Below are 22,891 nucleotides of genomic sequence, written 5' to 3'. Positions count from 1 at the left end.
AAAGAACGTCATACCGGGCGCAGCGAGGCAATGCGCGAGTGAAGCCATTACTTTCAATTCCATGTAGCCGAACCACGGGGCTGTGCCCCCTGGCGCCCCCAGCATCATAGGGCAAGACCTTCTCCGCTAGCGTTCCAAGCCATTGAAAAAAATATCTATGGACTTGGTCATTTGGAAATTCTGCCTATCTTTGACGCAACCTAAGAAACCAAGCCACGGTGGCCCAAACGCTTAGGGAAACTCCACAACCAACCACCATGCCCACCGGAACGGTAAAATTCTTTAATGACACCAAAGGTTTTGGTTTCATCAAAAACGACGAAACTGGCGAAGACATCTTCGTTCACATCAGCGACCTCCAGGTTAGCTCGATTCGCGAAAACGACAAAGTTCAATACGAAGTAGCTCAAGGCAAAAAAGGCCCGAACGCAGTAAAAGTATCGCTGGTTTAATTCAGCTCAAGCTTTGCAATCTAAGAAAGCCCGCCTTTGGTGGGCTTTTTTTTGTGTTCAGCAGAACGGTGCCCGAACAACGGGAACGTCATGCTGAGCGAAGTCGAAGCATCTCGCGTGCCATCACTAATCCTTTTTCGACGATTGATTACTACCACACGCGAGATGCTTCGGCTTCGCTCAGCATGACTTTCTATCAAATTCTTATTCACCACGCCCTAGCTTTTCCAAAATAAAACCCGTACCTTTGCACCCGCATTTGAGGACGGCCTAAGTCCGCGCAAGCCCGAGAGTGGCGCTAACGCATTGGTCGCGTAGTTTTTTGGTTGTTTTTTCCCGCCTGATTGTGAAAAGGTAGAAGGAGGGGAAACGTCGCTGAGTACGGCTGTTTTCGGAGCGAGTCTCTTACCCCTTACCAATTCCACATTCATGGAAGCTGAAAAAATTGTAGTTCGCTTTGACGAACTGAACCTCTCCGAGGAAGTACAACGCGCCATCACCGAGATGGGCTACGAGGAAGCCTCGGCCATTCAGGCCGCTGCCATTCCCGTGCTGCTCGCTGGCAAAGACGTTATCGGCCAAGCCCAGACGGGTACTGGCAAAACCGCCGCTTTCTCGATTCCCGCCATCGACAACATCGATACCGAGAGCAAAGACGTGCAGGTATTGGTGCTCTGCCCCACCCGCGAGCTCGCGGTGCAGGTGTCGGGCGAAATCCAGAAGCTGGGCAAATACAAGCGCGGCCTGATGGTGGTGCCCATTTACGGTGGCAGCCCCTACGACCGTCAGCTTCGCGCCCTGGAGCGCGGCGTGCAAATTGTAATCGGCACGCCCGGCCGGGTGATGGACCACATCGAACGCGGCACCCTACGCCTCGACAAAACCACCAAGATTATTCTGGATGAAGCCGACGAAATGCTCGACATGGGCTTCCGCGACGACATCGAGTTCATCTTGACCAAGATGCCCGAAGACCGCCAGACGGTGTTCTTCTCGGCTACGATGAGCAAGCCCATCATGGAGCTCACCAAGAAATATCAGCGCGAGCCGCAGATTGTGAAGGTGAACCACAAGACGATGACGGTGACCAACATCGAGCAGAGCTACTACGAGGTGCGCGGCCCCCAGAAAAAGGACGTGCTGACTCGTTTGCTCGACATGTACAACCTGAAGTCGACCATCGTTTTCGCCAACACCAAGCGCATGGTGGACGAAATCGTGGCCGACCTGCAAGCCAAAGGCTACTTCGCCGAAGGCCTGCACGGCGACATGGGCCAGCAGCAGCGCCAGAACACGCTCGATAAATTCCGTAAATCGACGCTGGAAGTGCTGGTGGCCACCGACGTGGCCGCCCGTGGCATCGACGTGGACAACGTGGAAGCCGTAGTGAACTACGACCTGCCTGCCGACGAGGAATACTACGTGCACCGCATCGGCCGCACGGGCCGCGCCGGCAAGTCGGGCAAAGCCTTCACGTTTGTGAGCGGCCGCGACATTTATAAGCTGCGCGACATCATGCGCTTCACTAAGGCCGACATCAAATTGGCGCAGGTACCGTCGTTTGCCGACGTGTCGGAGGTGAAAACCACGCTGTTCCTGAACCAGATTAAGGAAATCATCGAGAAAGGCAACCTCGACAAGTATGTGGGCCGCGTGCAGCGCCTGCTCGACCAGGGCGAGGAAATCACCTCGCTCGACATCGCCGCGGCGCTCCTCAAGATGACCATGAAGGAGGACAAGAGCGCTCAGCAGAGCCTCGACGCCAGCAAGGCCGCCGGCTCGGCTCGTCCCGGCTACACCCGCCTCTTCGTGACCATGGGCAAGAAAGACCGGATTCACCCCCGCGATATCGTGGACCTGATTTCGGAATCGACCAACCTAACCGGTGCCAAAGTGGGCGATATTGCCCTCTACGACAAGTTCAGCTTTGTGGAAGTGCCGTCGGAATTTGCCGACGAAATCGTGAGCAAGCTGGGCCGCACTAGCATCCAGGGTTCGCCGGTGAGCTTTAGCGTTGCTACTCCCGTGCAGGAAGGCGCCGCCAAGGAAGAAGGTTTCAGCCGCGGCGGTCCCGGCGGTTTCGGTGGCGACCGGGAGCGTCGTCCCTTCAATGGCGGTGAGCGCCGTGAGGGCGGCTACGGCGGTGGCTACAAAGGCGGCAACCGCGGCGGTGGCAGCTTCGGCGGCGGCGAGCGCCGCGAAGGCGGCTACGGCGGTGGCTACAAAGGCAACCGCGACGGCGGCAGCAGCTACGGCAACCGTCCCAGCTACGGCGACCGCCGCGAAGGCGGCACCGGTAAGTCGGGCTACGGCAACCGCCCGAGCTACGGTGACCGTCCCAGCTACGGCAACAAGCCCAGCTACGGCACGCCGCGCGAGTACGAAACCCCGCGCACGCCCCGTACTCCCCGCAACGAGAGCTTCGACGAATAGCCGCTAATAGGCTGATTACCTGGGTTAACCAGATTAGGTGACGATTGTGTGTGAATAGATTAGAAGAAGGTTAGAAGACAAAAAAGCCGCCCATTGGGCGGCTTTTTTGTTGCCTTAACAGTTAAGAAGAAAGAGCCTATTTGGACGAATCGCGCAGGGCCTTGATGGTGTTGTGAGCTTCCTGCACACCTTGGTACTGCTTTTCGATAACCGATTTCAGGTTGCTGGGCAGGTCCTGGGCTTTAAGGGCGGTTTGGTAGGCCTTCACGGCGTAGTCTTCGCCGCGCTCGCACTCGTTGAGCACAGCTTTGTTGTCTTTGCTGGTGAGGGCCGATTTCAGGTCAATCCAGGCGCGGTGCACGGTGCCGGTTATCGACGAGCTTTCATCGGGCTTGAGGTCCAGCTTGAACATCTGGTCCTCGATTTCGGTGATGTAGCTGGCGCGCTGGGCGGCGTATTTCTTGAACGTGTCTTTCAGGCTGCTGTCCTCCACGTCGGTCATGGCGTCGGCGTAGCCTTTCTGGCCATCTTTAAGGGTTTCAACCAGTTCGTTGAGGAGGGCGGTGGTGGCTTTGGCTTCCATTGGGAAAGAGAAAAGTAAGTTGGAAAGTATGCTCCGTTTACTGCCTCACCTACGGGAAGGTTACAGACGCTGCGCGCAATGAAGAAGGAGCGAACGGGTTACCGAACCTTGGCATCGAAATTCTTCGTGTCCTCTTTCTCATGTGCCGCCATGGCCTGGCCGGCCAGGAATCCGGTTGTCCAGGCCGCCTGAAAGTTGAAGCCGCCCGTGATGCCGTCGATGTCGAGCACTTCGCCCGCGAAATACAGGCCGGGCACGCGGCGACTTTCCATGGTTTTCAGGTCGACTTCGTCGAGCACCACGCCGCCACAGGTCACAAACTCTTCTTTATAAGTGGTTTTGCCCCGCACGGCTAGGGGCGAGCGCAGCAGCAGCTCCAGCAGGCGGTTTTGGGCTTTGGCCGGGAGGTCGCTCCACCGGGTGTCGGGCGCAATGCCGGCTTGCTCGGTAAGGTTGCGCCAGAGGCGCTGGGGCAAGCCAAACTGGGGGTTGGATGCCACGGTTTTCCTCCCGTTTTCCTGCCGGAACTGCTGCAGCCAGGGCCGCAGCGTTTCTTCGGTGTGCGCGGGAATCCAGTTAATCAGGGCCGTGCCCACGTAGCCCAACTCGCTGAGCCGGCGGGCGCCCCAGGCCGAGAGCTTGAGCACCGCCGGCCCGCTCACGCCCCAGTGCGTCACCAGCAGCGGGCCTTCGTATTGCAGCTTTTCGCCGGCCAGCACCACGCGGGCCTGCGGCACACTCACGCCCATAAGCTCCTGCAGCGGCGACTCCGGCACGTTGAAGGTGAAGAGCGACGGCACCGGTTCGGCAATGCGGTGGCCCAGGTGACGCAGCCAGTCATAATTGGCGCTTTTGGGGTTGCCGCCGGTGGCAATGAGCACCTGATGGGCGTGCAGCGTGGGGCCTAGCCCGGCCGCGCCGGTGCCACTCAGCCGCAGGCGTAAGCCGCCCGTGGGCAGGGGCTGAATGTCGTCGGCGCTGGTATTGGTCAGTATCTGTACGCCGGCCCGGCGGGCAGCTTCTTCCAGGGCGCGGGCAATGGTTTCACTCGAATCGGTGGTGGGGAACATGCGGCCGTCGGCCTCGGTCTTCAGCGCCACCCCGCGCCGGGCAAACCAGGCAATGGTGTCGGCCACACCAAAGCGCTGAAAAGCGCTTTTGAGCTGCTTGCTGCCGCGCGGATAGTGCGCTACGAGCTGGGCCGCGGTTTCGCAGGCGTGCGTGACGTTGCAGCGCCCACCGCCCGACACGCGCACTTTGCTCAGCAGCTTGCCGGTTTTTTCCAGCAGCAGCACCCGCGCGTGCGGGTTGGCTTCGGCACAGGCAATGGCACCAAAGAAGCCGGCCGCGCCGCCGCCCAGCACGGCCATCAGGGGAGGGGTAGCATCGGTTTTCACCGCGCAAAGGTACAGCGGGCCTGCTTGGGCCACCGGTTAGCAGTGCTCCAAGGCGGCCAGCACGTCGTCGTGCTGAAACGTATAAGGCACCAACGAGCGCACCAGGCTGCTGTCGATGGTTTTGCCGCTCACGCCCTTTTCGTCTTTGAAGGTGGGGGCTTCCAGCTTGAGGTAGCGCGCCGCGGCCGGGTAAAAATCACGACGGGTTGGGTGTTGTTCGGCGCACACATTGAAGGTGTGACCCCACACGCCGTGCCGGATGATGGCCGAGAGCACCCCCACCACGTCGGTAAGGTGCACCAGGTTAACGGGCGCGTTGCCTTGTTCGAGCTCGCGGCGGCCCGCCAGAAAGCGGCCGGGGGCGCGGTCGGGGCCCATGAGGCCCCCCAGACGCACCACCGTGCTTTTCCATTGCCCATAGCGGGGCACGAAGTGGCCCTCGGCGCGCAGCACATCGGAAGCCGCGTCGCGGGTGCTGAGGGCGTCGGCTTCGCGCATCAGGCGCGGCTCGTTCGGATACACGCTGGTGGAGCTCACAAACAGCACGTGGCGCGTGCCGGCGGCGGCCACGGCCCGGTGCACCGGCCGCAGCAGCGAGGGATAGGCGCCGGCGGGGGCGGCCCGGGGTGGTACGTTCAGCACCAGCACATCGGCCGCGCCCAGCAGGCGCAGGAGCAGGGCTTCGGCCGGAGCATTAAAATCAGCGCCCAGGCGAAGCAGATGCGACTGTATGCCAGCGGCCTCCATGCCGGCCAGGTTTTCGGGGGTGGTGGTGGTGCCCAGCACCACGTGGCCGGCGGCGGCCAGGGCGCGGGCCAGGGACAGGCCCAGCCAGCCGCAGCCCAGCACTAATACGGTGGGGTGTTCCGCTCCAGATGTCGTGCTCGCGGAGCCCCCGGAATTGGAACTTGTCATGTAACCTCAACAATTAATTTGGCCTGATGGCCCGAAGTTGCGAAAAAAAATACGTAATACTATATTTAACAGGTGAAATGGGACGGCGTCTTCCGGTTGCGGGTAGATGGTCGGGGCCTAGTACCTTCGGGTGGCGGACACGCCCGCGCTTCCCACCCATTTTTATTCACTTGCATGAACACTCCCTACACGCAACCCATGCTGCGCGACAACGCGCTGGCCGGCAAAACCATCATCGTGACCGGCGGCGGCACTGGCCTGGGCCGGGCCATGACCACCTATTTCCTGCAGCTGGGGGCCAACGTCACCATCAGCAGCCGCAAGCTTGAGGTGCTGGAAAAAACCGCCGAGGAGCTGCGCCAGCAAACCGGCGGCAAGGTGCTGGCCGTGGCCTGCGACGTGCGCAAGTACGACGAGGTGGAAGCCATGCTGGAGCGCACCGTGCAGGAGTTTGGCGGCGTCGACGTGCTGCTGAACAATGCGGCCGGCAACTTCATCAGCCCCACGGAGCGCCTGTCGCACAAAGCCTTCGACGTGATTGTGGACATTGTGCTACGCGGCACCTACAATTGCACGCTGGCCGTGGGCAAGCGCTGGATTGCCGACCAGAAGCCCGGTACCATTCTCAACATCGTGACGACGTATGCCTCGGTGGGCTCGGCCTTTGTGGTGCCCTCGGCAGCGGCCAAGGCGGGCGTGCTCGCCATCACCCGCTCGCTGGCGGTGGAGTGGGCCAAGTACGGCATTCGCTCCAATGCCATTGCACCCGGCCCGTTCCCGACGGAAGGCGCCTGGAGCCGCCTGTTCCCCGAGCCCCTGGCCAGCAAACTCGACCCGGCGGCCAGCGTGCCGCTCAAACGCGTGGGCCAGTACCAGGAGCTGGCCAACCTGGCCGCTTACCTGGTGTCGGATTTCTCAGCCTATGTGAACGGGGAAGTGGTGACCATCGATGGGGGCGAGTGGCTCAACGGCGCCGGTGAATTCAACAAGCTGGAAATGCTGACGCCCGCCATGTGGGACCAAATCGAAAAGACCATGCGCCGCTAAACCATGAATTGAGATGAAATGCCCGGATTTTGGCGACCCCAGCTAACGGATAATCATCAAAAAGGCTTGCCGTTTGGCAAGCCTTTTTGGTTTACGTCAGATAATAAACGTGCACAAAATCCGGGCAATCCGAAAAATCCGTCCGAATCCGCGGTTCAGAATTTATACCCTTTATACTCCTTCGAAAATTCTTCGAGCGGGATGGGCTGGTTGGGCACCACGTCCTGAAACTCGAACCGTTCGAATAGGCCTTTGTCGTCGTTGACCTGCACGAGCATGGGCAGATAAGTCTTGGGGTCGACGCAGAGCACCGTGCGGCGGCCGTAGGCATTGGGCACTTGCAGCACTTTGCCTTCGGGTATTTTCTCGCCAATGCTCAGGTTGTTGCGCTCCACCACGCGGTAGGCGCCGCAGCCAAACCGTTCGGCCACCGTCTCGATGGTTTCGTTTTTGCCGGCTTTGTAGCTCACGTACCGGAATTGGGGATAGTCGGAGCGCAGCACGTAGCCGGTGCGGCCCTGCAGAGTGGTGTCGCCCACGTAGCGGAACGAACGACTATAGGAGTTGTCCTGCCGCAGCCCGGTGGTGCGCAGCAGGTCCGAAATAGTGCCGAAACCGGCTTGCAGGGCCGTGTGGTGCTGGTTGCTGCGCATCAGCTTGCCGTTGGGGTCCAGGCTGAGGGTCACGTAGGGAAAGCTGGCGGGGTACACCCAGGCATCGCCGTCGTTCTGGCCCTGCAGCCACAGCACTTCCACGCCTTTCTGGTTTTTGATGTAGATGCGCAGCGGCTTGTAGGTCAGCTTCATGATGCTGCGCGCCTGGTTGATGTTGCCCCCAATGCGCTCCTGGGCTTTCACCGTGCAACGCAAGTATTTCAGGCCTTCGATGGCCGCGCTCATGCGGGTGGTCAGCTGCTCGGTGGTGATGGCGGGCGGCGGGCTGGTGGCGGCCACCGTCACGGCAGCCAGCGCGCCGGCCACACCGGCCAGGCGAAAAGTAAAAACCGAACCAGTCAAAAAGGGCCTCATAGGGTATAAAAACAGATAAATGCAGCTCTAGGATGAGCCAATGGCTTAGTTTAGGCTGATATGCGGGAAGCGCGAAGCGGTGCTGTCGAAAATAAACAGCTCGTCGATTTCCACGCCTTCCAGAAAATGAAACAGCGGAAATTGTTCCACCACGGCGCGCACTGCGGCGGCATCGTCGCCGTGCATGGTTACCCAGCCCCGGCTGCGGTCGCTGCTGATGGCGTATACTTCCACAATCTTCTCGCTCAGTAGCTGGTTGATGAAGGCCCGGTGGCTCGGAATGAGTGAGATAAATTCCTCATCGAAAGTTTCCGGCAACCGAAGGGAAACGACAAACGTGGGCATAAAGAAAAGAAGCTGGAAGGCCGGAAAGGTAGCGCATCCGGCTAAGAGACGCTACGCGCGCAGGAAAATATGGTAGCCCGGTAGCCGGGAGCGCTCGGTAAGCCTGCCGGACCCTACGAATGACCCAACTCGGCTACGCTGGGCAGCGCGGCGTCGCCTTTGGCCGGTTCGGCTGCAGCGTCGGGCTGGGCCAGGGTCGGTTCGGTGCCCTCGGCTTGGCCCCGGGCGGTGGCTTCCCACTCGCGGTACTTGGTGATTTCGACCTGGAACTTGCCCACGAACCAGCTCACGAGGCTCAGGTCGTCGAGGAAGCCGACCACGGGAATAAAGTCGGGAACCAGGTCGATGGGCGACAACACGTACAGCAGCACGGCCAGGCCCGAAATGATGGTGCTGGTGGAAATCTCGCGGTATTCGCCGCTGATGTAGCTGCGCACGAGGCGCACCAGCGTGAGGGCGACGTCGAAAAGCTGGCGAAACTTGTTGGTGTGGCTTTTTTGGTCCGCCAGCTTGTCGGCGGCTTCGTTGAGCACCGTGACAACTTTGAACGGACGGCCCAGCAGCTTGGTGGCCCGCGCAATGAAGACGTTGAAGATGACGTTTTTGGAAAGCTTCAGCCCTTTTTCGGAAAGTGATGACATGAGTAAAGTGGTGGGGGTGAGGCTGACTTTACGCGCAAGGTTCAGCCGGCGTTGTTTGGCCGTAGTCAAACTCCGTGCCCGGCCGCGGGCGCTAGCGGGCAAACAGCGGCGTGGTGCCGCCCACCCAGTCCTTGTCTTTGTTGAAATCGACGCCAATCATCTCACCCCGGCTCAGGCGGCTCAGGCCGGTGAGCAGCTGGGGGCGGGGTTCGCCCACGGGCCAGATGTAGAGCAGGCGGATTTCGCACTTCACTAGGCCGTCGGGCGATTGCACCACGGGCTCGTACGTCACCTTGCGCTGCAGCAAATAGTGCTGCTTGTCGGGCAGCGCATCCAACTCGGCCGCGGTGAAATGCAGACGCACCCCGGCTCCGGCAAATGAAAACAAGGGCTTCAGCACATAATTTTCGAGGTCGGCCGGGTATTCCTGCAGCTCGTGCAAAAAGTAGCTTGGCGGCACAAAGGGGCCCTGCAGCAGCGGCAGCGTAAACTTGCTGATGCGGAAAAACCAGTTGGGGTGCCCCACCCAGGCTACGTCCACGTCTTCAGTGAGGTGAAACTCCGGGTTTACTTCCGGGTAGCGCGCCAATTCATCGAAAATGACGCGGTTGTAAATGCGCGTAATCCGAATTTCCCGCCCGTCTTTCTCATAAAACAGCTGCCGCCCGCGCCGGCGTAGGCGGGTGAGGCACACCGCCTCGATGCCCCACAGCTTGTGGGTGAGCGCAAAGTCGACGCGGGTTTTTTGCTTTTCGGGAAACAGCTCCAGCAAAATCACGTTTTCGGCGGGCTGGTCGGCCAGAATGAAGTCCCGCATGCGCTGCTGGTACGCCTCAAAATCGGCCACGCCCAAAAACGGCGTCACCGAATCTGGAATGGGGAAGTGGCGCGCAAACACGCCGGGCAGCCACGACTGAAACGCGTACAACGACGGAAATCCCTGCATCTCAATCAGCTGCGGCTCCAACTCACCGTTGGCGTCGCGGCACACCGCGAAGTCAAATGTCAGAAATTCGGGCCGCGCATCCTCATTGGGCACGCGCTGGTGCGGCGGGATGGCCGCCTCGGTTAGGCCCTTAAAGTCGGGCCGCTCAATGACCTGGATGATGCTTTCGCCGGCCGCAATCAGCTTGTCGCGCAAGCCAGCCGGCACAAAAACCGGCGTTTCGGCCACGCGGAAATCCAGTTGGCCGGGCAATTGCTGCTCGATGTCGGCAAGCATTTCCTGGTAGCGGGCCGGGCTGAAAGCGGCATTGAAGGCGTGGCGGGGTTCCGGAATCATGAGCGGAGGCAGCGACAATGAATGGGGTTAGGCGTTGGCAAATTGGCCCAGCCCGGCCAGCGCACGGCGCAGGAAGGTGGGCACCACCACTGCTTCGGTGTGCTCAATGGTGGTGGGGTCGGCCAGCAGGCGCACCATCTCGTGGTACTTGGCCTCGCCGTAGGTTTCGATGACCTGCTGCTTGCGCTCGTCGGTGAGCATGTAGCGGAGCATGCCTTCGCCGTCGGCCTCGGGGTGGAACTGGGTACCCACCACCTCGGGCGTGAAGCGAATGGCCATCACGGCGCGCTCCAGGGGCACGTGGGGCCGTTCTTTTTCCAGGCACAGCACCTGGGCGCCGTAGGCATTGAGGCGGGCGAGGTCGAGATTGGTCAGCTGGTAGTCGCGCGAGTCGACGATGTAGAACGGCTCGGGCAGGCCCTGCAGCACGGGCTCCGCCAGGCCAGCGGGCGTGAGGTGCACCGGCAGCACGCCAAACGAGGTCGACTTGCGCCGGCTCACGGTGCCCAGGCCCAGGTGCCGGCTCACCAGCTGGAAGGAATGGCAAATCAGCAGCAGGTGCTTTTTGGCTTCCTGGGTTTGGTTGTGGGCCAGCAGCGCGTCGATGAAATTGAAATAGTGGCGCTCCCAGGGCTCGTCCGACGGCAGGGGGCTGCCGGGGCCGCCGCTTGAAATGTAGATGTCGTAATCGAGGCCCGGCACCACGTTTTCGGCCCTCACATTATAGGTATCAATGTCGAACGCCACGCCGTTTTCGGCCGCCCCGCGGGCCAGCAGCTGCCGAATGCAGCGCATGCCCTCGTTGCGGGCATTGTCGTACATGTCGAGAATAGCAATGCGAATAGTCTCCATATAAAATAAGTATCAGAAAAAGGGCCGGCCGAAGCCAGCCTGTGCAACAAACCCGGTGAAAAAAAGAAGCAACGCCCGCCGGAAGGCGGGCGTTGCACGGGCAAAGATACAATTAGTAGAGGCCCTGCGTGGTTTCCGACAGGATGTAGTCGACCACTTTGCTCAGGTCGTTGGTTTCGCGGAACACGGCCAGCTGGCGGTCGGCGCCGGTGCCCATCTCCATCATTTTCAGCACGTACTCCACCTCGTGGCGGCTGCCGAGCTCGTCCACCACGTCGTCGATGAAGTCGAGCAGCTCGAGGATGAGCTTGCGGGTGGGCACCTCTTCCTGCTTGCCAAAGTCTATCATCTGGCCGTCGAGCCCGTAGCGCGCCGCCCGCCACTTGTTTTCCTTGATGAGGGCGCTGCGGTAGATGCGGAAGTTCAGGTTCTGGGCTTTCAGCTTGTAGATTTTGGCTACCAGCGCCTGCATGATGGCGGCCACGGCAATGGTTTCGTCGGCCCGCATCATCATGTCGCAAATGCGGTATTCGATGGTGTCGAAGAAGGGATGCAGGCGCACGTCCCACCAGATTTTCTTGCCGTTGTCGATGCAGCCCGTCTTTATCAGGAGCTGCACAAACTCGTCGTAGTCGCTTGCGCTGTGGAAGTAGCCCGGAATGCCCGTGCGCGGAAACCGCTCAAACACCTTGGTCCGGAAGGACTTGTAGCCGGTTTCGCGGCCCTCCCAAAACGGCGAGTTGGTGCTGAGCGCAAACAGGTGCGGCAGGAAATACCGCAGCGTGTTCATCATGTACACGCCGATTTCGCGGTTTTCGATGCCCACGTGCACGTGCATGCCAAACACAAGGTTGGAGCGAGCGGCTTCCTGCAGCTCTTCCACAATCTTGTCGTAGCGGGCGTCGGGCGTGATGGGCTGCTCTTGCCAGCGCGAAAACGGGTGCGTGCCGGCCGCGCCAATCTTCAGATTTTGGCGGTCGGCCAGCTCAATCACCTGGCGGCGCAGGTGCAGCACTTCGGTGCGGGCCTCGGCAATGTTGTGGCAGATGTTGGTGCCCACTTCCACCACGGCTTGGTGCATCTCGGCTTTCACCTGCTCTTGCAGCGTCACCCGGCCGCCTTCTACTATTTGCGAGAGGTGGGAGCGCAGCTCCCGGGTTTCGGGGTCAATGGTCTGAAATTCTTCCTCGATGCCGAGGGTAAACGTGGGCATGGACATACGGAGAACGAATGCGAAGGAAAGGAGGACAGACGCAGTACTGCCCGGCGCGCGAAGGCCGCACGCCGGGCAGTGCCTGCGTTGGGGTAGGGGCTACTCGGTCTTTTTAGGAGCGGCTTTTTTGGCGACAGCGGCCTTGGGCGCCGCGGCCTTTTTGGCCGGAGCGGCGCCTTTTTTGGCCGCCGACTGCTCGCTGGCCGAGACTTCCCCGGTGGGCGGCTCGGGCTTGGGGGCGCCGGCAGCTTTCTTGGGCCCGGCTTTCTTGGCGGCGGGCTTGGGGGCGCCGGTAGCACCCAGGTCGTTGGTTTCGCGCACGGCCTGGCCCATCTGCACGTTGGCCCCAATGGTGGGCGAACCTTTGGGCGCGGCACGCACCGAATCCTGCACGAACGTGCCCCAGGTGAGGTTGGTGCGGCCGGCGCGGTGGGACTGGGCGCGCTCAATGGCCAGCTGCGCGGCGTGCTCCACCACCCACTCAAAGTTCTCGGGGCCAACGGAGTTGATGTCGGCATCGGGGGCGGGGTTGCCGAAATCGATGGCAATGGGAATGCCGTCGCGCACGGCAAATTCCACCGTATTGAAGTCGTAGCCCAGGCCCTGGCACAGGCGCAGGGTGTAGTTCTTGATGGTGTCGAGCAGGCGCTGGCCGGCTTCGCCTTCTGTTTTCATCGTGGTCTGGTACCGCTCGTGGGGGGCATTGCGGGGCTCGTAGGGCATGATGAGCACGTGCTTGCCGCCCAGGCAGTAGCAGCGGAAATAGTCTTCAAACTCAATGGCTTCCTGGTACAGCATCACCAGTTGGCCGGTTTCGTCGTAGGCGCGCCAGGCCTGTTCGGGGTTGTCCACCTTGTACACGCTCTTCCAGCCGCCGCCCGCGTGGGGTTTCATAAAGGCCGGGAAACCAATGTGGTCGAAGGCTTTCTGCCAGTCGAACAGGGCCAGGTTGCGGAAGGAGTTTTCGGTGGTGTCGTCGGGGCGGTGTTTGCTGGGGAGCAGGAGCGTTTTGGGTACGGGCACGCCCAACTGCACGGCCAGCGCGTTGTTGAAAAACTTCTCGTCGGCGCTCCACCAGAAGGAATTGTTGATGATGGCCGTACCCGTAAGCGCCGCGTTCTTCAAATAGGCGCGGTAAAAGGGCACGTCTTGCGAAATGCGGTCAATGATGACGTCGTAGCCGCAGGGCACGGCTTGTTCCACCTGCTCAATGTTCACGAACTCGGCCGTGATGCCGTTCACGGCCTTTTGGTTCACGCGGTCGACGAAGGCCTGGGGGAAGGTGTTTTCTTGTCCGAAAAGGATGCCGATTTTTTTCATGGCTGGGGTGTTGGCTTGCCGGTAGGCAGGGGGTGAAAGAGAGTTGGTAATAAGAAGAAGTGCGGGAAGGAGTTAGCCAATGGTGTTCAGGTACTGCGGAAACATTTCGCGCCACACCGGCCAGTCGTGGTTGCCGAAGGGCTTCACATCCAGAGTGTAGTGAATGCCCTTGTCGCTGAGAAGACGGGCCATTTGAAAGTTCGACTCTTTGCAGAAGTCGTGTTCGGCCGTGCCCAGGATGATGTTCATCCACTGAAAATGCTCGTTTTGCGCGCCAGGTATGTACTCGGGCGGATTGTTGTAATACACGTTGTCGTCGTGGTAGCCGTCCACAAACTGCCGGATGTCGAAGGCCGCGCCCATCGTGAACAGGTGGGCCACCTGGTGGGGATGCCGGAAGGCGAAGTTGAGGGCGTGAAAGCCCCCGAAGCTGCAGCCGGCCACGCCAATCTTGTCGACGTGGCATTCGCGCTGCAGCATGGGCACCAGCTCTTCGCTCAGAAACTGGTCGTAGAACACGTGGTTTTGCACCCGGATGCGCGGCTCCAGGTGCTTGGCGTACCAGGAATGCGCGTCGATGCTGTCGATGCAAAACAGCTTCACCCGGCCGGCTTCCACCAGCGGGCGGGCCGCTTCAATGAGCTTGAAGTCGCGGGCTTCGTTGGTGTGGCCGCCGGAGGTGGGAAAAATGACCACCGGGTAGCCCCAGGTGCCAAAAACCAGCATGTCGATGTCTTGGCCGAGGTGGTGCGAGTAAAAGCGGCGGTGTTGTTCCTGCACGGCGGGGGCGTAAAAAGGGTGGGGTGGAGGGCACGGCTTGGGGTAAGCTGTACGGCAAACTAGTCATAAATAACCGGCCTGCCATAGCCCATTGGATTTTTCAGTTTTTGGTTTCAACTCCGGCGGGCTGCGTTACTTTGTTTCATGCTTCCTCATGCCACCTCGTCTCATTTATCCGCAACTGGTGTCCGCATCTTACGCGAAGTGCTGGTTTCCAATTGCTTGGGGCGCGACGTGAAACTGACCATTGCGCTGCCGCCGGCCGCTGCCGTCGCCGAAATCTTCCCGGTATTATATTTAAATGACGGCCAGGATTTCGAACGCCTGCACCTGGAAGCAACCCTGAACGCCCTCTATGCCCGTCAGGCCATTTGGCCTTTTGTACTGGTGGCGCCCCACGCCAACGAGCTGCGCACCCAGGAATACGGCACGGCCGCGCACGCCGATTTCAACGGCCGCGGCAGTCTGGCCGGGGCTTACACCCGCTTTATGCTGGAAGAGTTGCTGCCGTTTGCCCAAGCCCATTTTCAGGCCTCGGCCAACCCGGAGGAGGCCGTCATGGCCGGCTTTTCGCTCGGCGGGCTGTCGGCTTTTGATATTGCGTGGCACCACCCCGAGGCGCTGACGCGGGCCGGCGTGTTCTCGGGCTCGTTCTGGTGGCGGCAAAAGGCCGTGGGCGCCGGCTACACGCCCGCCGACCGCATCATGCACGGGCTGGTGCGGGCCGGGCAGCTGCATCCGTCGCACCGCTTCTGGCTGCAAACCGGCACCCTCGACGAGCGCAACGACCGCAACGAAAACGGCGTCATCGATTCCGTCGAAGACTGCCTCGACCTCATCGAAGCGCTGCTTGACAAAGGCCTTGATGCCCAACGGGCCCTGCGCTATGTGCAGCTGGAAGGCGGCCATCACCACCAGCGTACCTGGGGCCACATCATGCCCGATTTTCTGCTCTGGGCTTTTGGGCGGCCGGAAGCCGCGGCGGCGTTGCCGGCGCCTTTGCCCGTGGTGCGCCTGCAGCTCGACCCCGCCCTGGTCCCGACTATTGTGCCGGCCGACGCGCCGCCGATTGTCGTGCCCGTTCCCCTCGTGCTGCCCACCGAATCAGCACCCGAGGTACAGCCCGGCACCCGTATCGCCGACCTTTTTACTTCATCAAGCCCACTCCCTATGTCCACCACGCGCCCCGTTGAGGGTGATTTTCTGCCCTATGCCGGCAATTACATCAACCTGGTGCCCGACGGCACCGACCCGGTGGAAGCCCTGCGCACCCAGCCGCAGCAAATTCACGCCGTTTTTGCCGGCCTGAGCGAAACCCAGACCGAGCAGGCTTACGCGCCCGGCAAATGGACGCTCAAGGAAATGCTGCTGCACCAGATTGACACTGAGCGCATTTTCGCCTACCGGGCGCTGCGCTTTGCCCGCGCCGACAGCCAGAATCTGCTGGGCTTCGAGCAGGACGACTACGTGGCCCACAGCGGCGCCAACGCCCGCACCCTGGCCAGCCTGCTGGCCGAGTACGACGCCGTGCGCGCCGCCACCGTGGCCCTGGCCGAGAGCTTCACCGAAGAGCAGCTGAACCGGCGCGGCACCGCCAACAACGGCCCGGCCACGGTGCGCGCCCTGCTCTTCATCACGGCCGGGCACGAGCTGCACCACCTCAACATCATTCGCGAGCGGTACCTGCCCATTCTGCACGGATGAGGCAAAGTTTATACCTTCGCCCGCCACAACACACCGGTCAGACCGTGCGTTGAAATACCCGGAACGAACCCCTCACCAAACTTCTTTTCAATCATGGCCAAAGCCCAAGACGCCCGCAAAGAGAAAAAGAAAGAGCCCACCAAATCCATGAAGGAGAAAAAAGCAGAGAAAGAGGAAAAGAAAGTAGCCCGCGCCCGCAAGCAGGAATAGCTGCTGAACTCCAAATTCAGGCTGTTTTTTGGAAGCCTCGGATTTGGTGCACGATATCATGGAATCAGAAAACAAAAGGCCGCTCATCCGAGCGGCCTTTTCGCGTTGGTCAGGGGGAGGGTCAGAGCGTGTAGTACGGCTCCTTTTCTTTATCGTGGTGGCGGATGTAGCCGTGGAGCACGAGCTTTATCAGCGTCTGGAAAGCGCGGCGCTTGCCAAAATTGACCAGTTTCATGAACTGGGCCAAGGTGATGCGGGGATGGTTTTTCAGGTAGTCGATGACGGCCAGCTCCTGCTTGTTGAGCGGTAGGTGCTCGAAGCGGGCATCGGGCTGCTGGCGGTTGAGGAGCTTCTCGGTGAGGCCGCTGGTTTGCACGCTGGAATCACGCACGCGTACGTAGCCGCGCCAGTCGTCGGGGGCCACCTGGGCGCGGTGGGGCTTGTTCAGGCTTTCGGGCACGGTCACCACCAGCACGGTCCGTCCCTCGGTTTCGATTTCGCGAAACTGCAGCCCCGTCAGGGGCGGCTCCACGTAGTTGGTGGCCGCATCCAGCAGCATAAACACCTCCTCCTCGGCGTCGCGCACGCCCAGCACGCGGCCGGCGTCGTCGATGCCCACCAGCACCTGCCCGCCGCGGGTGTTGGCCAACGACGCCAGCGTGCGCGAAATGCGGTGCGGGTGCGTGGTTTTTTGCTTGAATTCCAACTCTTCGCCCTCGCCGCGCCTAATCAGTTCGTGTAAATCCATACCTTAGTCAAACGCAAAACCGGAATAAAAAATGCCGCTCCCGTTAGTCGGAAGCGGCATTTTTAGCAGACCGCGCTGCTGAAAGCAACGGGCTGATTACGCGGCTGGCGTGCCTTAGAAAGGCAGGTCGTTGTCGTCGTCGCTGGCGATGGGGGCCGCCGAGGGCTGGGCGCGCAGCGTGGGGTTCTGGTTTTGCGCGGCGGGGCGGGGAGCGGCTTGCTGCCCACCGCCGTAGCTGTTGCCGGCGTTGCCACCCGAGGCGGGCTCAATCTTCCAGGCTTCGAGGTTGGTGAAGTACAGCATCTGGCCGTTCTTGTTGAAACCACGGCCCCGGAGGTTGAAGGTCACCTTCACTTCGTCGCCCATTTTGAAGGGGTCGATGAGGCTGGTTTTGTCCTGAACCATCTGAAACTTAATATGCTCGGGATACTGGCCGTCCTGGACTTCCAGCACGAACTCACGCTTGCGAAACTTTTCGCTTACCTGCTGTTCGTCAAAGATTTCGTGCAGCCGGCCGGTTACGTCGTATGCCATAAAATTGGGAGTGTTTTGGTAGTAATAAACTTGAACATCAAACCTACGAAAAAAAACACTAGCAGCCCGCTAGCCGTTCCCCGCGGCTACCTTTGCAGCCGCTTTTCGCCGTAAATTTTCGACAAAAAATGTTTGCACTCGCCCTTCACGGCGGGGCCGGCACCATTGCCCGCGCCTCCCTTTCTCCTGATGCCGAACGCGAGTACCGCGCGGCCCTCGACGCGGCTCTGCACGTGGGGTATTCGCTTCTGGCCCAGGGCGGTGCCGCCTTCGATGCCGTGGAAGCCACCGTGCGCAGCCTCGAAGACTGCCCGCTGTTCAATGCCGGGCGCGGGGCCGTGTTCACCCACGAGGGCCACCACGAAATGGACGCCGCCATCATGCAGGGCCACACCCGCTTGGCCGGGGCCGTGGCCGGGGTGCGCCAGGTGCAAAACCCCATCCGCGCGGCCCGCCTCGTGCTGGAGCACACCGAGCACGTGCTGCTGGCCTACCCCGGTGCCGACGAGCTGGCCCGCGAGCACGGCCTGCCGCTGCAGCCGCCGGAATATTTTTTTACCCAGCACCGCTTCAACCAACTGCAGGAAGCCCTGCAGGAAGGCCGCATGCGCCTCGACCACAGCCAGGCCCGGGCCGCAGCCCCCGCGCCGCTTGAAGAGCCCGAAAAGTTTGTGGACAACGCCGACCCCAACTGGAAAAAAGGCACCGTGGGCGCCGTGGCCCGCGACCAATACGGCCACCTGGCGGCCGCCACCAGCACCGGCGGCATGACCAACAAGCGCTACGCCCGCATCGGCGACACGCCCCTCATCGGGGCCGGCACCTGGGCCGACGAGCGGTGCGCCATCAGCTGCACCGGGCACGGCGAGTATTTCATTCGGGCCGTGGCGGCCTTCGACATTGCCTGCCTGATGGAATACAAGGGCCTGAGCCTCGAGGAAGCCTGCCGCGTGGTGGTGCACGACAAGCTGGCCCCGGCCGGCGGCGAAGGCGGCCTCATCGCCGTGGACGCGGCCGGCAACGTGACGTTGCCCTTCAATTCCGACGGCATGTATCGCGCCAGCCGCGTGGAGGGAGGCGCCGCCCAGGTGGCTATATATAAGGAGTGACTTTTGCGTCGGTGAAATGCGGCGGTGAAAAAAGAACGCCATGCCGCGCGCAGCGCGGCATGGGGTTTAAGTGGCTGCTTGGGTGGCTACCAGGTGGAATGCACCAGCGGCCTGATGCGGCGGTCATAAATCTCCCGCACCTTCAGCATTTGCGCTTCGGTGAGGGGCGGCATTTCGGTGGCTTGCAGGTTTTGCAGCAACTGCTCGGGGCGTGAGGCGCCGGGTATCACGCAGCTCACTTCGTCAAACATCAGAATCCAGCGCAGGGCAACGTCGGCCAGGGGCTGGTGGGGGAAGGCTTGCTTGAGCTCTTCCACGGCGGCCAGGCCGGTGGCGTAGTCCACGCCGGAAAAGGTTTCGCCTTTGTCGAAGGCCTCGCCGTTGCGGTTGAAGTTGCGGTGGTCGTCGGGCGCGAAAGCCGTTTGGGCCGAGAACTTGCCGGTGAGCAGGCCGCTGGCCAGGGGCACGCGCACAATCAGGCCGATGTCGCGCCGGGCAGCTTCCTTGAACAGCAGCTCCGCCGGGCGCTGCCGAAACATGTTGAAGATGAGCTGCACGGTGGCGACGTTGGGGAATTCAATGGCCTTCAGGCCTTCCTCAATTTTTTCGATGCTCACGCCGAGGTGCTGAATTTTGCCTTCCTCGCGCAGCCGGTCAAACAGCTCAAATATTTCGGGGCGGTAATACACCTCCGTGGGCGGGCAGTGCAGCTGAATGAGGTCGAGGGTGTCGAGCTGCATGTTGCGCAGGCTGTCTTCCACGAAGCGGCGCAGGGCGGCGGGTTGGTAGGCGTCGGCCACGTGGGGCTGCAGGCGGCGCCCGCATTTGGTGGCCACAACAATGCGCTCGGAGCGGGCGCGCACCAGCCGGCCCACGGCCTTTTCGCTTTCGCCGTCGCCGTACACGTCGGCGGTGTCGATGAAATTGAGGCCGGCGTCCACGGCGGCGTTCAGAATCTGGTCGGCGTTGGCGTGGCTGAAGGGTTCGCCCCACTTGCCGCCCACCTGCCAGGTGCCGAGGCTGATTTCAGAAACGGAGATGCCGGTTTTGCCCAGCTTGCGGTGGTTCATAGGTTGGTTGCTTGATGGAAGACGATGTGGGAGGTGGCGACTTGAGGTGCAAAGCAAGGCACAACGAGCTTACGTAAGCGGCCGCTTTCGGGCAACGTGCGCAACAAAAAGCCCGCTCTTCGGAAAGAGGAGCGGGCTTTTTGTTGGCAGGTCGTCGCTAAACCTAGCGGGCTGCGGCCGTCGCTTCCGTGGCCAATGGTGCGGTGGCCTGCACTGGCAGGGCGTCCTTGCTCGCGTAGAATTTCCGTTCGCGCATGTCGTACACGTTGCCTTTGGCCAGCACGTGCATGGTCACGTTTTCGATGGACAGCACCGTGCCTTTCTTGGCCGCGGCGGCGTTGTTGTGCTGAATGTCGTGGCCATCGAGAATGATAACCAGGTTAGAGCCAATGGTTTCGACCCAGTTGCCCTGGGTGATGAGCACGCCGGTGTCTTCGCCCAGCCCGATGCCGATGAGCTTGGGGTGCAGCGCCACCGACTCAATCAGGCGCCCGAAGCGGCCTCGCTTCACAAAGTGCGAGTCGACGATGGCCGCCGGCAGCAGGCCCAGGCCGCTGCCCATCTTCACGGCGCCTTTCAGCAGCGCGTCGGGCACCGAGCCGCCCCGAATCATGTGCTGCGACATGGCCATGGCGCCGGCGCTGGTGCCGGCAATCACAAAATTGGGCTCGGCGTAGTACCGCTGAATCATGCGGTCGAGAAAGTCCGTCTCGCCAAACATCTCGCGCAGCCGCGACTGGTTGCCGCCCGAAAACATGACCACGTCGGCGGCCAGCAGGCGCTCCAGGTATTCGGGTTGGCGCGCGTCTTCGGGCGTGCGAATGTCCATGATGCCCACGTTCAGGCAGTTGAGCATGGCGAAGGAGCCCGTATAAATCGGGCCAACTTCCTCCGGAATCATCGACGCCGTGGTGATGACTTCGATGCGCGGGTCGGCCTTGCCCGTTTCGAGGACGATGCGCTTTAGGATGCCCAACTCAAAAAAGTTGAGGTAGTACTTGCGGCGGGTCCGGGGGTTGGGGTACGTGCCCTTGTCCTCGTTGCCCCCCACGGCGATGAGCTTGCCGAGCGGAATGATGGATTTCAATGGATGCCTTCGTTATATGTAGTACTAAAAGAGCTGAACAAACGGGCGCGGCGCAAGGGCCGGCGGCCACCGCCCGGCAAAGTTCGGGCCGGGCGCGCTTATGTGCGCGCATCCAGCAGCGCATCGAGCGTGCCGGTGGCCACGGAATGGTAATTGGGCCGGGACTGCGCATAAACGGCGCGGGCCCGGGCAAGGCCGTCGGGCGTGGCCAGCAGGGCCCGGTATAGCGGCACCAGAAACTTGCGCCTGCCCACGTGCCGCAGAAAATTTTCCAGCGCCGCGTCGGCCGGCGCGTAGCCGGCCCGCAAAGCCCGCGGAAACCAAGCCGCCAGAATCTCGGCGTTGCCGGAATTGGTGAACTGAAAGGCTGCGTCGAGCTCCGCCACCCGTTCGGCCGGAAGCGAGTCGGAAAGCCCGTGCAGAAAATGGACCCACTCGTGGCTGCTCCAGCCGGCAGTGGCCGGCAGGAGGGAAGCCGGCGCCTCGCCCGCCGCCAGTCGGCCCAGTTCCTGGTCGACGGCCTCGAAGCGCCGCGACGCAACGGGCGGTGCGTTGGGCGGCAGCCCGGGGCCTTCCACCCAGGCCGCCAGATTCAGGCGCGCTTCAAGGCCCTGCTCCTGGTCGAGCAACTCGGCGCGGAGATAATGCAGGAAGGTGGCGGTGTCCATCGCCTGGAAGCTAAAGCGGGCGAAGTACTCTTTAATAAAAGCATCGAGCCGGGGCCGGCCCACCAGCGACTCCAGCGTGAGCAATAACGCGCAGCCTTTTTCGTAGGCAATTTCGGTGAGGCCCTCGTCGGGGTCGCGGCCCGTCAGGGCCAGGTGCAAATGGGTATCGGGGCTGGCCACGCCTATTTCGGCAATGGTCTCCTGCAGCGCGGCCCGGCCCAGCACCTGCAGCATGTCGGCGTACTCAGCCCCATACAAATGTTCCATGATGCGGCGCTCGAAATACACCGTGAAGCCCTCATTGAGCCAGAAGTCATCCCAGGTTGCATTTGTAACCAGGTTGCCAGACCAAGAGTGAGCCAGCTCGTGCGCCACCAAACTGGTAAGGCTGCGGTCGCCAGCAAGAATGGTCGGTGTTACAAATGTTAATCTAGGGTTTTCCATGCCACCAAAGGGGAAGCTGGGCGGGAGCACCAGCAAATCGTACCGCTCCCAGCGGTAAGGCCCGTACAGCTCTTCGGCAGCGGCCACCATCTTTTCGAGGTCAGCAAACTCGTGGCTTGCTGTGGGCAGGGTGGCATGCTCGGCGTAAATGCCCGTGCGGCCGCTGAGCGGAGCGAACCGCAGGTCGCCCACGGCCAGGGCCATCAAGTAGGCCGGTATGGGCTGGGCCATGCGGAACCGGTACTCGCCACGGGCGTCCAGAGTCTGGGGGTTCTCGGCGCTCATCAGCGCCAGCAGATGCGGCGGCACCCGCACCGTCGCATCGTAGGTGAAGCGGATGCCGGGCGAGTCTTGGCACGGCAGCCAGGTACGTGCTAAGATGGCCTGCGACTGCGTGAACAGGAAGGACTCGGTGCCGGCCGTCTGCGCGGGTTCGAGCCACTGCAGGGCGGCCGCCGTCGGCGACGTGTGGTAGCTCACGCGCACTGCCGTCGTATTGGGCGCCAGCGGCACGTGCAGCGCTTGGCCGAGCACAGCATCAGCCGGGCCCAGCGAGAAGGCCGCCGGCGTCGAATTTCCACCGCCATCGAACAGTTCTACTTGTTCAATGGACAGGTCCCGCGTGTCGAGTACCAGTTCAGTAGCTAGCTGGTCGGCCAGTAGGCGCCAAGTGGCGCGGCCCGTGAGGCTGCGGGTGGCAAAGTCCACGGTCAACTCTAAATCGAGATGGCTCACTCGAGCCGGGCTGGTGCCAGCGTAGCTGTGCGGGTCCTGGGGAAGAGGCTGGGAATACGAAGGAGGCATGGGTAGCGAGTCAAAAAAACAATGGATACCAGTAAAGCCACGACGGCAAGCCAGGTCAAATTATGCCAACACCGGTATGCATCATTCAACACAGCGGCCGTTGGCAAATTAAAAGCATCGCCTGGCCATTTAGCAGACGGGGGCTGGGCGTCATCAGTGTGCTGCTTGTAAGGCGTTTAACCGAGAAGGGGGAGTGGCTGGCCATTCAAAGCAGGCCTTGGTGGT

General features: G+C 61.5%; 21 protein-coding genes. 5 read left to right on the top strand and 16 right to left on the bottom strand.

What is annotated here, in order from left to right:
• The first annotated feature begins 257 nt into the window (after nt 1-257).
• Both JAO73_RS11025 and JAO73_RS11020 read left to right on the top strand, forming a co-directional pair.
• Nucleotides 258-452 carry a cold-shock protein gene (locus JAO73_RS11025; RefSeq protein WP_068239330.1) on the top strand — a complete coding sequence of 65 codons (195 nt, stop codon included), beginning with the start codon at nt 258-260 and terminating at the stop codon, nt 450-452.
• 429 nt (nt 453-881) lie between these two features.
• Nucleotides 882-2,885 (top strand): DEAD/DEAH box helicase, encoded by a 2,004-nt coding sequence (locus JAO73_RS11020; RefSeq protein ID WP_198977099.1) that lies wholly within the window; start codon nt 882-884, stop codon nt 2,883-2,885.
• A 136-nt stretch (nt 2,886-3,021) separates the two neighbouring features.
• On the opposite strand, the gene JAO73_RS11015 is transcribed toward JAO73_RS11020, so the two are convergent.
• The 3 genes from JAO73_RS11015 to JAO73_RS11005 form a co-directional block, all read right to left on the bottom strand.
• A complete protein-coding gene (locus JAO73_RS11015) occupies nt 3,022-3,468 on the bottom strand; it encodes a PA2169 family four-helix-bundle protein (RefSeq protein ID WP_198977098.1) in 447 nt (148 codons plus the stop codon).
• Between the two features lie 98 nt (nt 3,469-3,566).
• Nucleotides 3,567-4,838 carry a BaiN/RdsA family NAD(P)/FAD-dependent oxidoreductase gene (locus tag JAO73_RS11010; RefSeq protein WP_198977307.1) on the bottom strand — a complete coding sequence of 424 codons (1,272 nt, stop codon included), beginning with the start codon at nt 4,836-4,838 and terminating at the stop codon, nt 3,567-3,569.
• A gap of 63 nt (nt 4,839-4,901) precedes the next feature.
• The gene (locus tag JAO73_RS11005) at nt 4,902-5,780 is read right to left on the bottom strand and encodes a Rossmann-fold NAD(P)-binding domain-containing protein (protein ID WP_198977097.1); all 879 of its coding nucleotides are present in this window, start codon (nt 5,778-5,780) and stop codon (nt 4,902-4,904) included.
• Nucleotides 5,781-5,954: 174 nt separating this feature from the next.
• On the opposite strand from JAO73_RS11005, the gene JAO73_RS11000 reads away from it, so the two are divergent.
• Complete coding sequence (locus JAO73_RS11000; RefSeq protein WP_233169150.1) at nt 5,955-6,827, top strand: SDR family oxidoreductase; 873 nt, start codon at nt 5,955-5,957, stop codon at nt 6,825-6,827.
• Between the two features lie 155 nt (nt 6,828-6,982).
• Here JAO73_RS11000 and JAO73_RS10995 read toward each other — a convergent pair whose 3' ends face one another.
• From JAO73_RS10995 to JAO73_RS10960, 8 genes are all read right to left on the bottom strand, one after another.
• Complete coding sequence (locus JAO73_RS10995) at nt 6,983-7,855, bottom strand: DUF1571 domain-containing protein (protein WP_198977096.1); 873 nt, start codon at nt 7,853-7,855, stop codon at nt 6,983-6,985.
• A gap of 45 nt (nt 7,856-7,900) precedes the next feature.
• Nucleotides 7,901-8,200: a hypothetical protein gene (locus JAO73_RS10990; protein WP_190924620.1), complete on the bottom strand. Its 300-nt coding sequence runs from the start codon at nt 8,198-8,200 to the stop codon at nt 7,901-7,903.
• 113 nt (nt 8,201-8,313) lie between these two features.
• Nucleotides 8,314-8,841, bottom strand: a complete 528-nt coding sequence (locus JAO73_RS23500) for a YkvA family protein (protein ID WP_190924622.1) — start codon at nt 8,839-8,841, stop codon at nt 8,314-8,316.
• A gap of 91 nt (nt 8,842-8,932) precedes the next feature.
• On the bottom strand, nt 8,933-10,123 hold the full coding sequence (locus JAO73_RS10980; protein ID WP_198977095.1) for an ATP-grasp domain-containing protein: 1,191 nt from the start codon (nt 10,121-10,123) through the stop codon (nt 8,933-8,935).
• Nucleotides 10,124-10,150: 27 nt separating this feature from the next.
• Nucleotides 10,151-10,975, bottom strand: a complete 825-nt coding sequence (locus JAO73_RS10975; RefSeq protein ID WP_198977094.1) for a type 1 glutamine amidotransferase — start codon at nt 10,973-10,975, stop codon at nt 10,151-10,153.
• A gap of 112 nt (nt 10,976-11,087) precedes the next feature.
• A complete protein-coding gene (locus JAO73_RS10970; RefSeq protein WP_190924628.1) occupies nt 11,088-12,188 on the bottom strand; it encodes a carboxylate-amine ligase in 1,101 nt (366 codons plus the stop codon).
• A gap of 99 nt (nt 12,189-12,287) precedes the next feature.
• Nucleotides 12,288-13,508 carry an ATP-grasp domain-containing protein gene (locus JAO73_RS10965; protein WP_233169149.1) on the bottom strand — a complete coding sequence of 407 codons (1,221 nt, stop codon included), beginning with the start codon at nt 13,506-13,508 and terminating at the stop codon, nt 12,288-12,290.
• 72 nt (nt 13,509-13,580) lie between these two features.
• Nucleotides 13,581-14,288, bottom strand: coding sequence for an alpha/beta fold hydrolase (locus JAO73_RS10960; RefSeq protein ID WP_198977093.1), 708 nt, complete (start codon nt 14,286-14,288; stop codon nt 13,581-13,583).
• A 204-nt stretch (nt 14,289-14,492) separates the two neighbouring features.
• On the opposite strand from JAO73_RS10960, the gene JAO73_RS23010 reads away from it, so the two are divergent.
• Nucleotides 14,493-15,992 (top strand): alpha/beta hydrolase-fold protein, encoded by a 1,500-nt coding sequence (locus JAO73_RS23010; RefSeq protein ID WP_317191219.1) that lies wholly within the window; start codon nt 14,493-14,495, stop codon nt 15,990-15,992.
• Nucleotides 15,993-16,323: 331 nt separating this feature from the next.
• Here JAO73_RS23010 and JAO73_RS10945 read toward each other — a convergent pair whose 3' ends face one another.
• The gene (locus tag JAO73_RS10945) at nt 16,324-16,950 is read right to left on the bottom strand and encodes an AlbA family DNA-binding domain-containing protein (RefSeq protein WP_198977092.1); all 627 of its coding nucleotides are present in this window, start codon (nt 16,948-16,950) and stop codon (nt 16,324-16,326) included.
• A 114-nt stretch (nt 16,951-17,064) separates the two neighbouring features.
• Entirely contained in the window at nt 17,065-17,484 is a 420-nt protein-coding gene (locus JAO73_RS10940) for a DUF3127 domain-containing protein (RefSeq protein WP_190924634.1), read from the bottom strand.
• A 128-nt stretch (nt 17,485-17,612) separates the two neighbouring features.
• On the opposite strand from JAO73_RS10940, the gene JAO73_RS10935 reads away from it, so the two are divergent.
• Nucleotides 17,613-18,593 carry an isoaspartyl peptidase/L-asparaginase family protein gene (locus JAO73_RS10935; protein WP_198977091.1) on the top strand — a complete coding sequence of 327 codons (981 nt, stop codon included), beginning with the start codon at nt 17,613-17,615 and terminating at the stop codon, nt 18,591-18,593.
• Between the two features lie 86 nt (nt 18,594-18,679).
• On the opposite strand, the gene JAO73_RS10930 is transcribed toward JAO73_RS10935, so the two are convergent.
• The 3 genes from JAO73_RS10930 to JAO73_RS10920 form a co-directional block, all read right to left on the bottom strand.
• The gene (locus JAO73_RS10930; protein ID WP_198977090.1) at nt 18,680-19,663 is read right to left on the bottom strand and encodes an aldo/keto reductase; all 984 of its coding nucleotides are present in this window, start codon (nt 19,661-19,663) and stop codon (nt 18,680-18,682) included.
• Nucleotides 19,664-19,826: 163 nt separating this feature from the next.
• A complete protein-coding gene (locus JAO73_RS10925; RefSeq protein ID WP_198977089.1) occupies nt 19,827-20,750 on the bottom strand; it encodes a cyanophycinase in 924 nt (307 codons plus the stop codon).
• 98 nt (nt 20,751-20,848) lie between these two features.
• On the bottom strand, nt 20,849-22,666 hold the full coding sequence (locus JAO73_RS10920) for a M1 family metallopeptidase (RefSeq protein WP_198977088.1): 1,818 nt from the start codon (nt 22,664-22,666) through the stop codon (nt 20,849-20,851).
• Between the last annotated feature and the right edge of the window lie 225 nt (nt 22,667-22,891).

This window comes from Hymenobacter miniatus (assembly GCF_016427455.1).
GTDB classification, from domain to species: Bacteria; Bacteroidota; Bacteroidia; order Cytophagales; family Hymenobacteraceae; genus Hymenobacter; species Hymenobacter armeniacus.
Note: the sequence above shows the minus strand (reverse complement) of the source record. Positions and strands in the feature narration are given on the sequence as shown.

Coding starts and splice junctions, on each gene's coding strand:
- JAO73_RS11015 (WP_198977098.1), bottom strand. CDS start 3,468: ATGGAAGCCAAAGCCACCACCGCCCTCCTCAACGAACTGGTTGAAACC.
- JAO73_RS10975 (WP_198977094.1), bottom strand. CDS start 10,975: ATGGAGACTATTCGCATTGCTATTCTCGACATGTACGACAATGCCCGC.
- JAO73_RS23500 (WP_190924622.1), bottom strand. CDS start 8,841: ATGTCATCACTTTCCGAAAAAGGGCTGAAGCTTTCCAAAAACGTCATC.
- JAO73_RS10990 (WP_190924620.1), bottom strand. CDS start 8,200: ATGCCCACGTTTGTCGTTTCCCTTCGGTTGCCGGAAACTTTCGATGAG.
- JAO73_RS11005 (WP_198977097.1), bottom strand. CDS start 5,780: ATGACAAGTTCCAATTCCGGGGGCTCCGCGAGCACGACATCTGGAGCG.
- JAO73_RS10920 (WP_198977088.1), bottom strand. CDS start 22,666: ATGCCTCCTTCGTATTCCCAGCCTCTTCCCCAGGACCCGCACAGCTAC.
- JAO73_RS10965 (WP_233169149.1), bottom strand. CDS start 13,508: ATGAAAAAAATCGGCATCCTTTTCGGACAAGAAAACACCTTCCCCCAG.
- JAO73_RS10980 (WP_198977095.1), bottom strand. CDS start 10,123: ATGATTCCGGAACCCCGCCACGCCTTCAATGCCGCTTTCAGCCCGGCC.
- JAO73_RS10945 (WP_198977092.1), bottom strand. CDS start 16,950: ATGGATTTACACGAACTGATTAGGCGCGGCGAGGGCGAAGAGTTGGAA.
- JAO73_RS11020 (WP_198977099.1), top strand. CDS start 882: ATGGAAGCTGAAAAAATTGTAGTTCGCTTTGACGAACTGAACCTCTCC.
- JAO73_RS10995 (WP_198977096.1), bottom strand. CDS start 7,855: ATGAGGCCCTTTTTGACTGGTTCGGTTTTTACTTTTCGCCTGGCCGGT.
- JAO73_RS10935 (WP_198977091.1), top strand. CDS start 17,613: ATGTTTGCACTCGCCCTTCACGGCGGGGCCGGCACCATTGCCCGCGCC.
- JAO73_RS11000 (WP_233169150.1), top strand. CDS start 5,955: ATGAACACTCCCTACACGCAACCCATGCTGCGCGACAACGCGCTGGCC.
- JAO73_RS11025 (WP_068239330.1), top strand. CDS start 258: ATGCCCACCGGAACGGTAAAATTCTTTAATGACACCAAAGGTTTTGGT.
- JAO73_RS10940 (WP_190924634.1), bottom strand. CDS start 17,484: ATGGCATACGACGTAACCGGCCGGCTGCACGAAATCTTTGACGAACAG.
- JAO73_RS11010 (WP_198977307.1), bottom strand. CDS start 4,838: ATGGCCGTGCTGGGCGGCGGCGCGGCCGGCTTCTTTGGTGCCATTGCC.
- JAO73_RS10930 (WP_198977090.1), bottom strand. CDS start 19,663: ATGAACCACCGCAAGCTGGGCAAAACCGGCATCTCCGTTTCTGAAATC.
- JAO73_RS10970 (WP_190924628.1), bottom strand. CDS start 12,188: ATGCCCACGTTTACCCTCGGCATCGAGGAAGAATTTCAGACCATTGAC.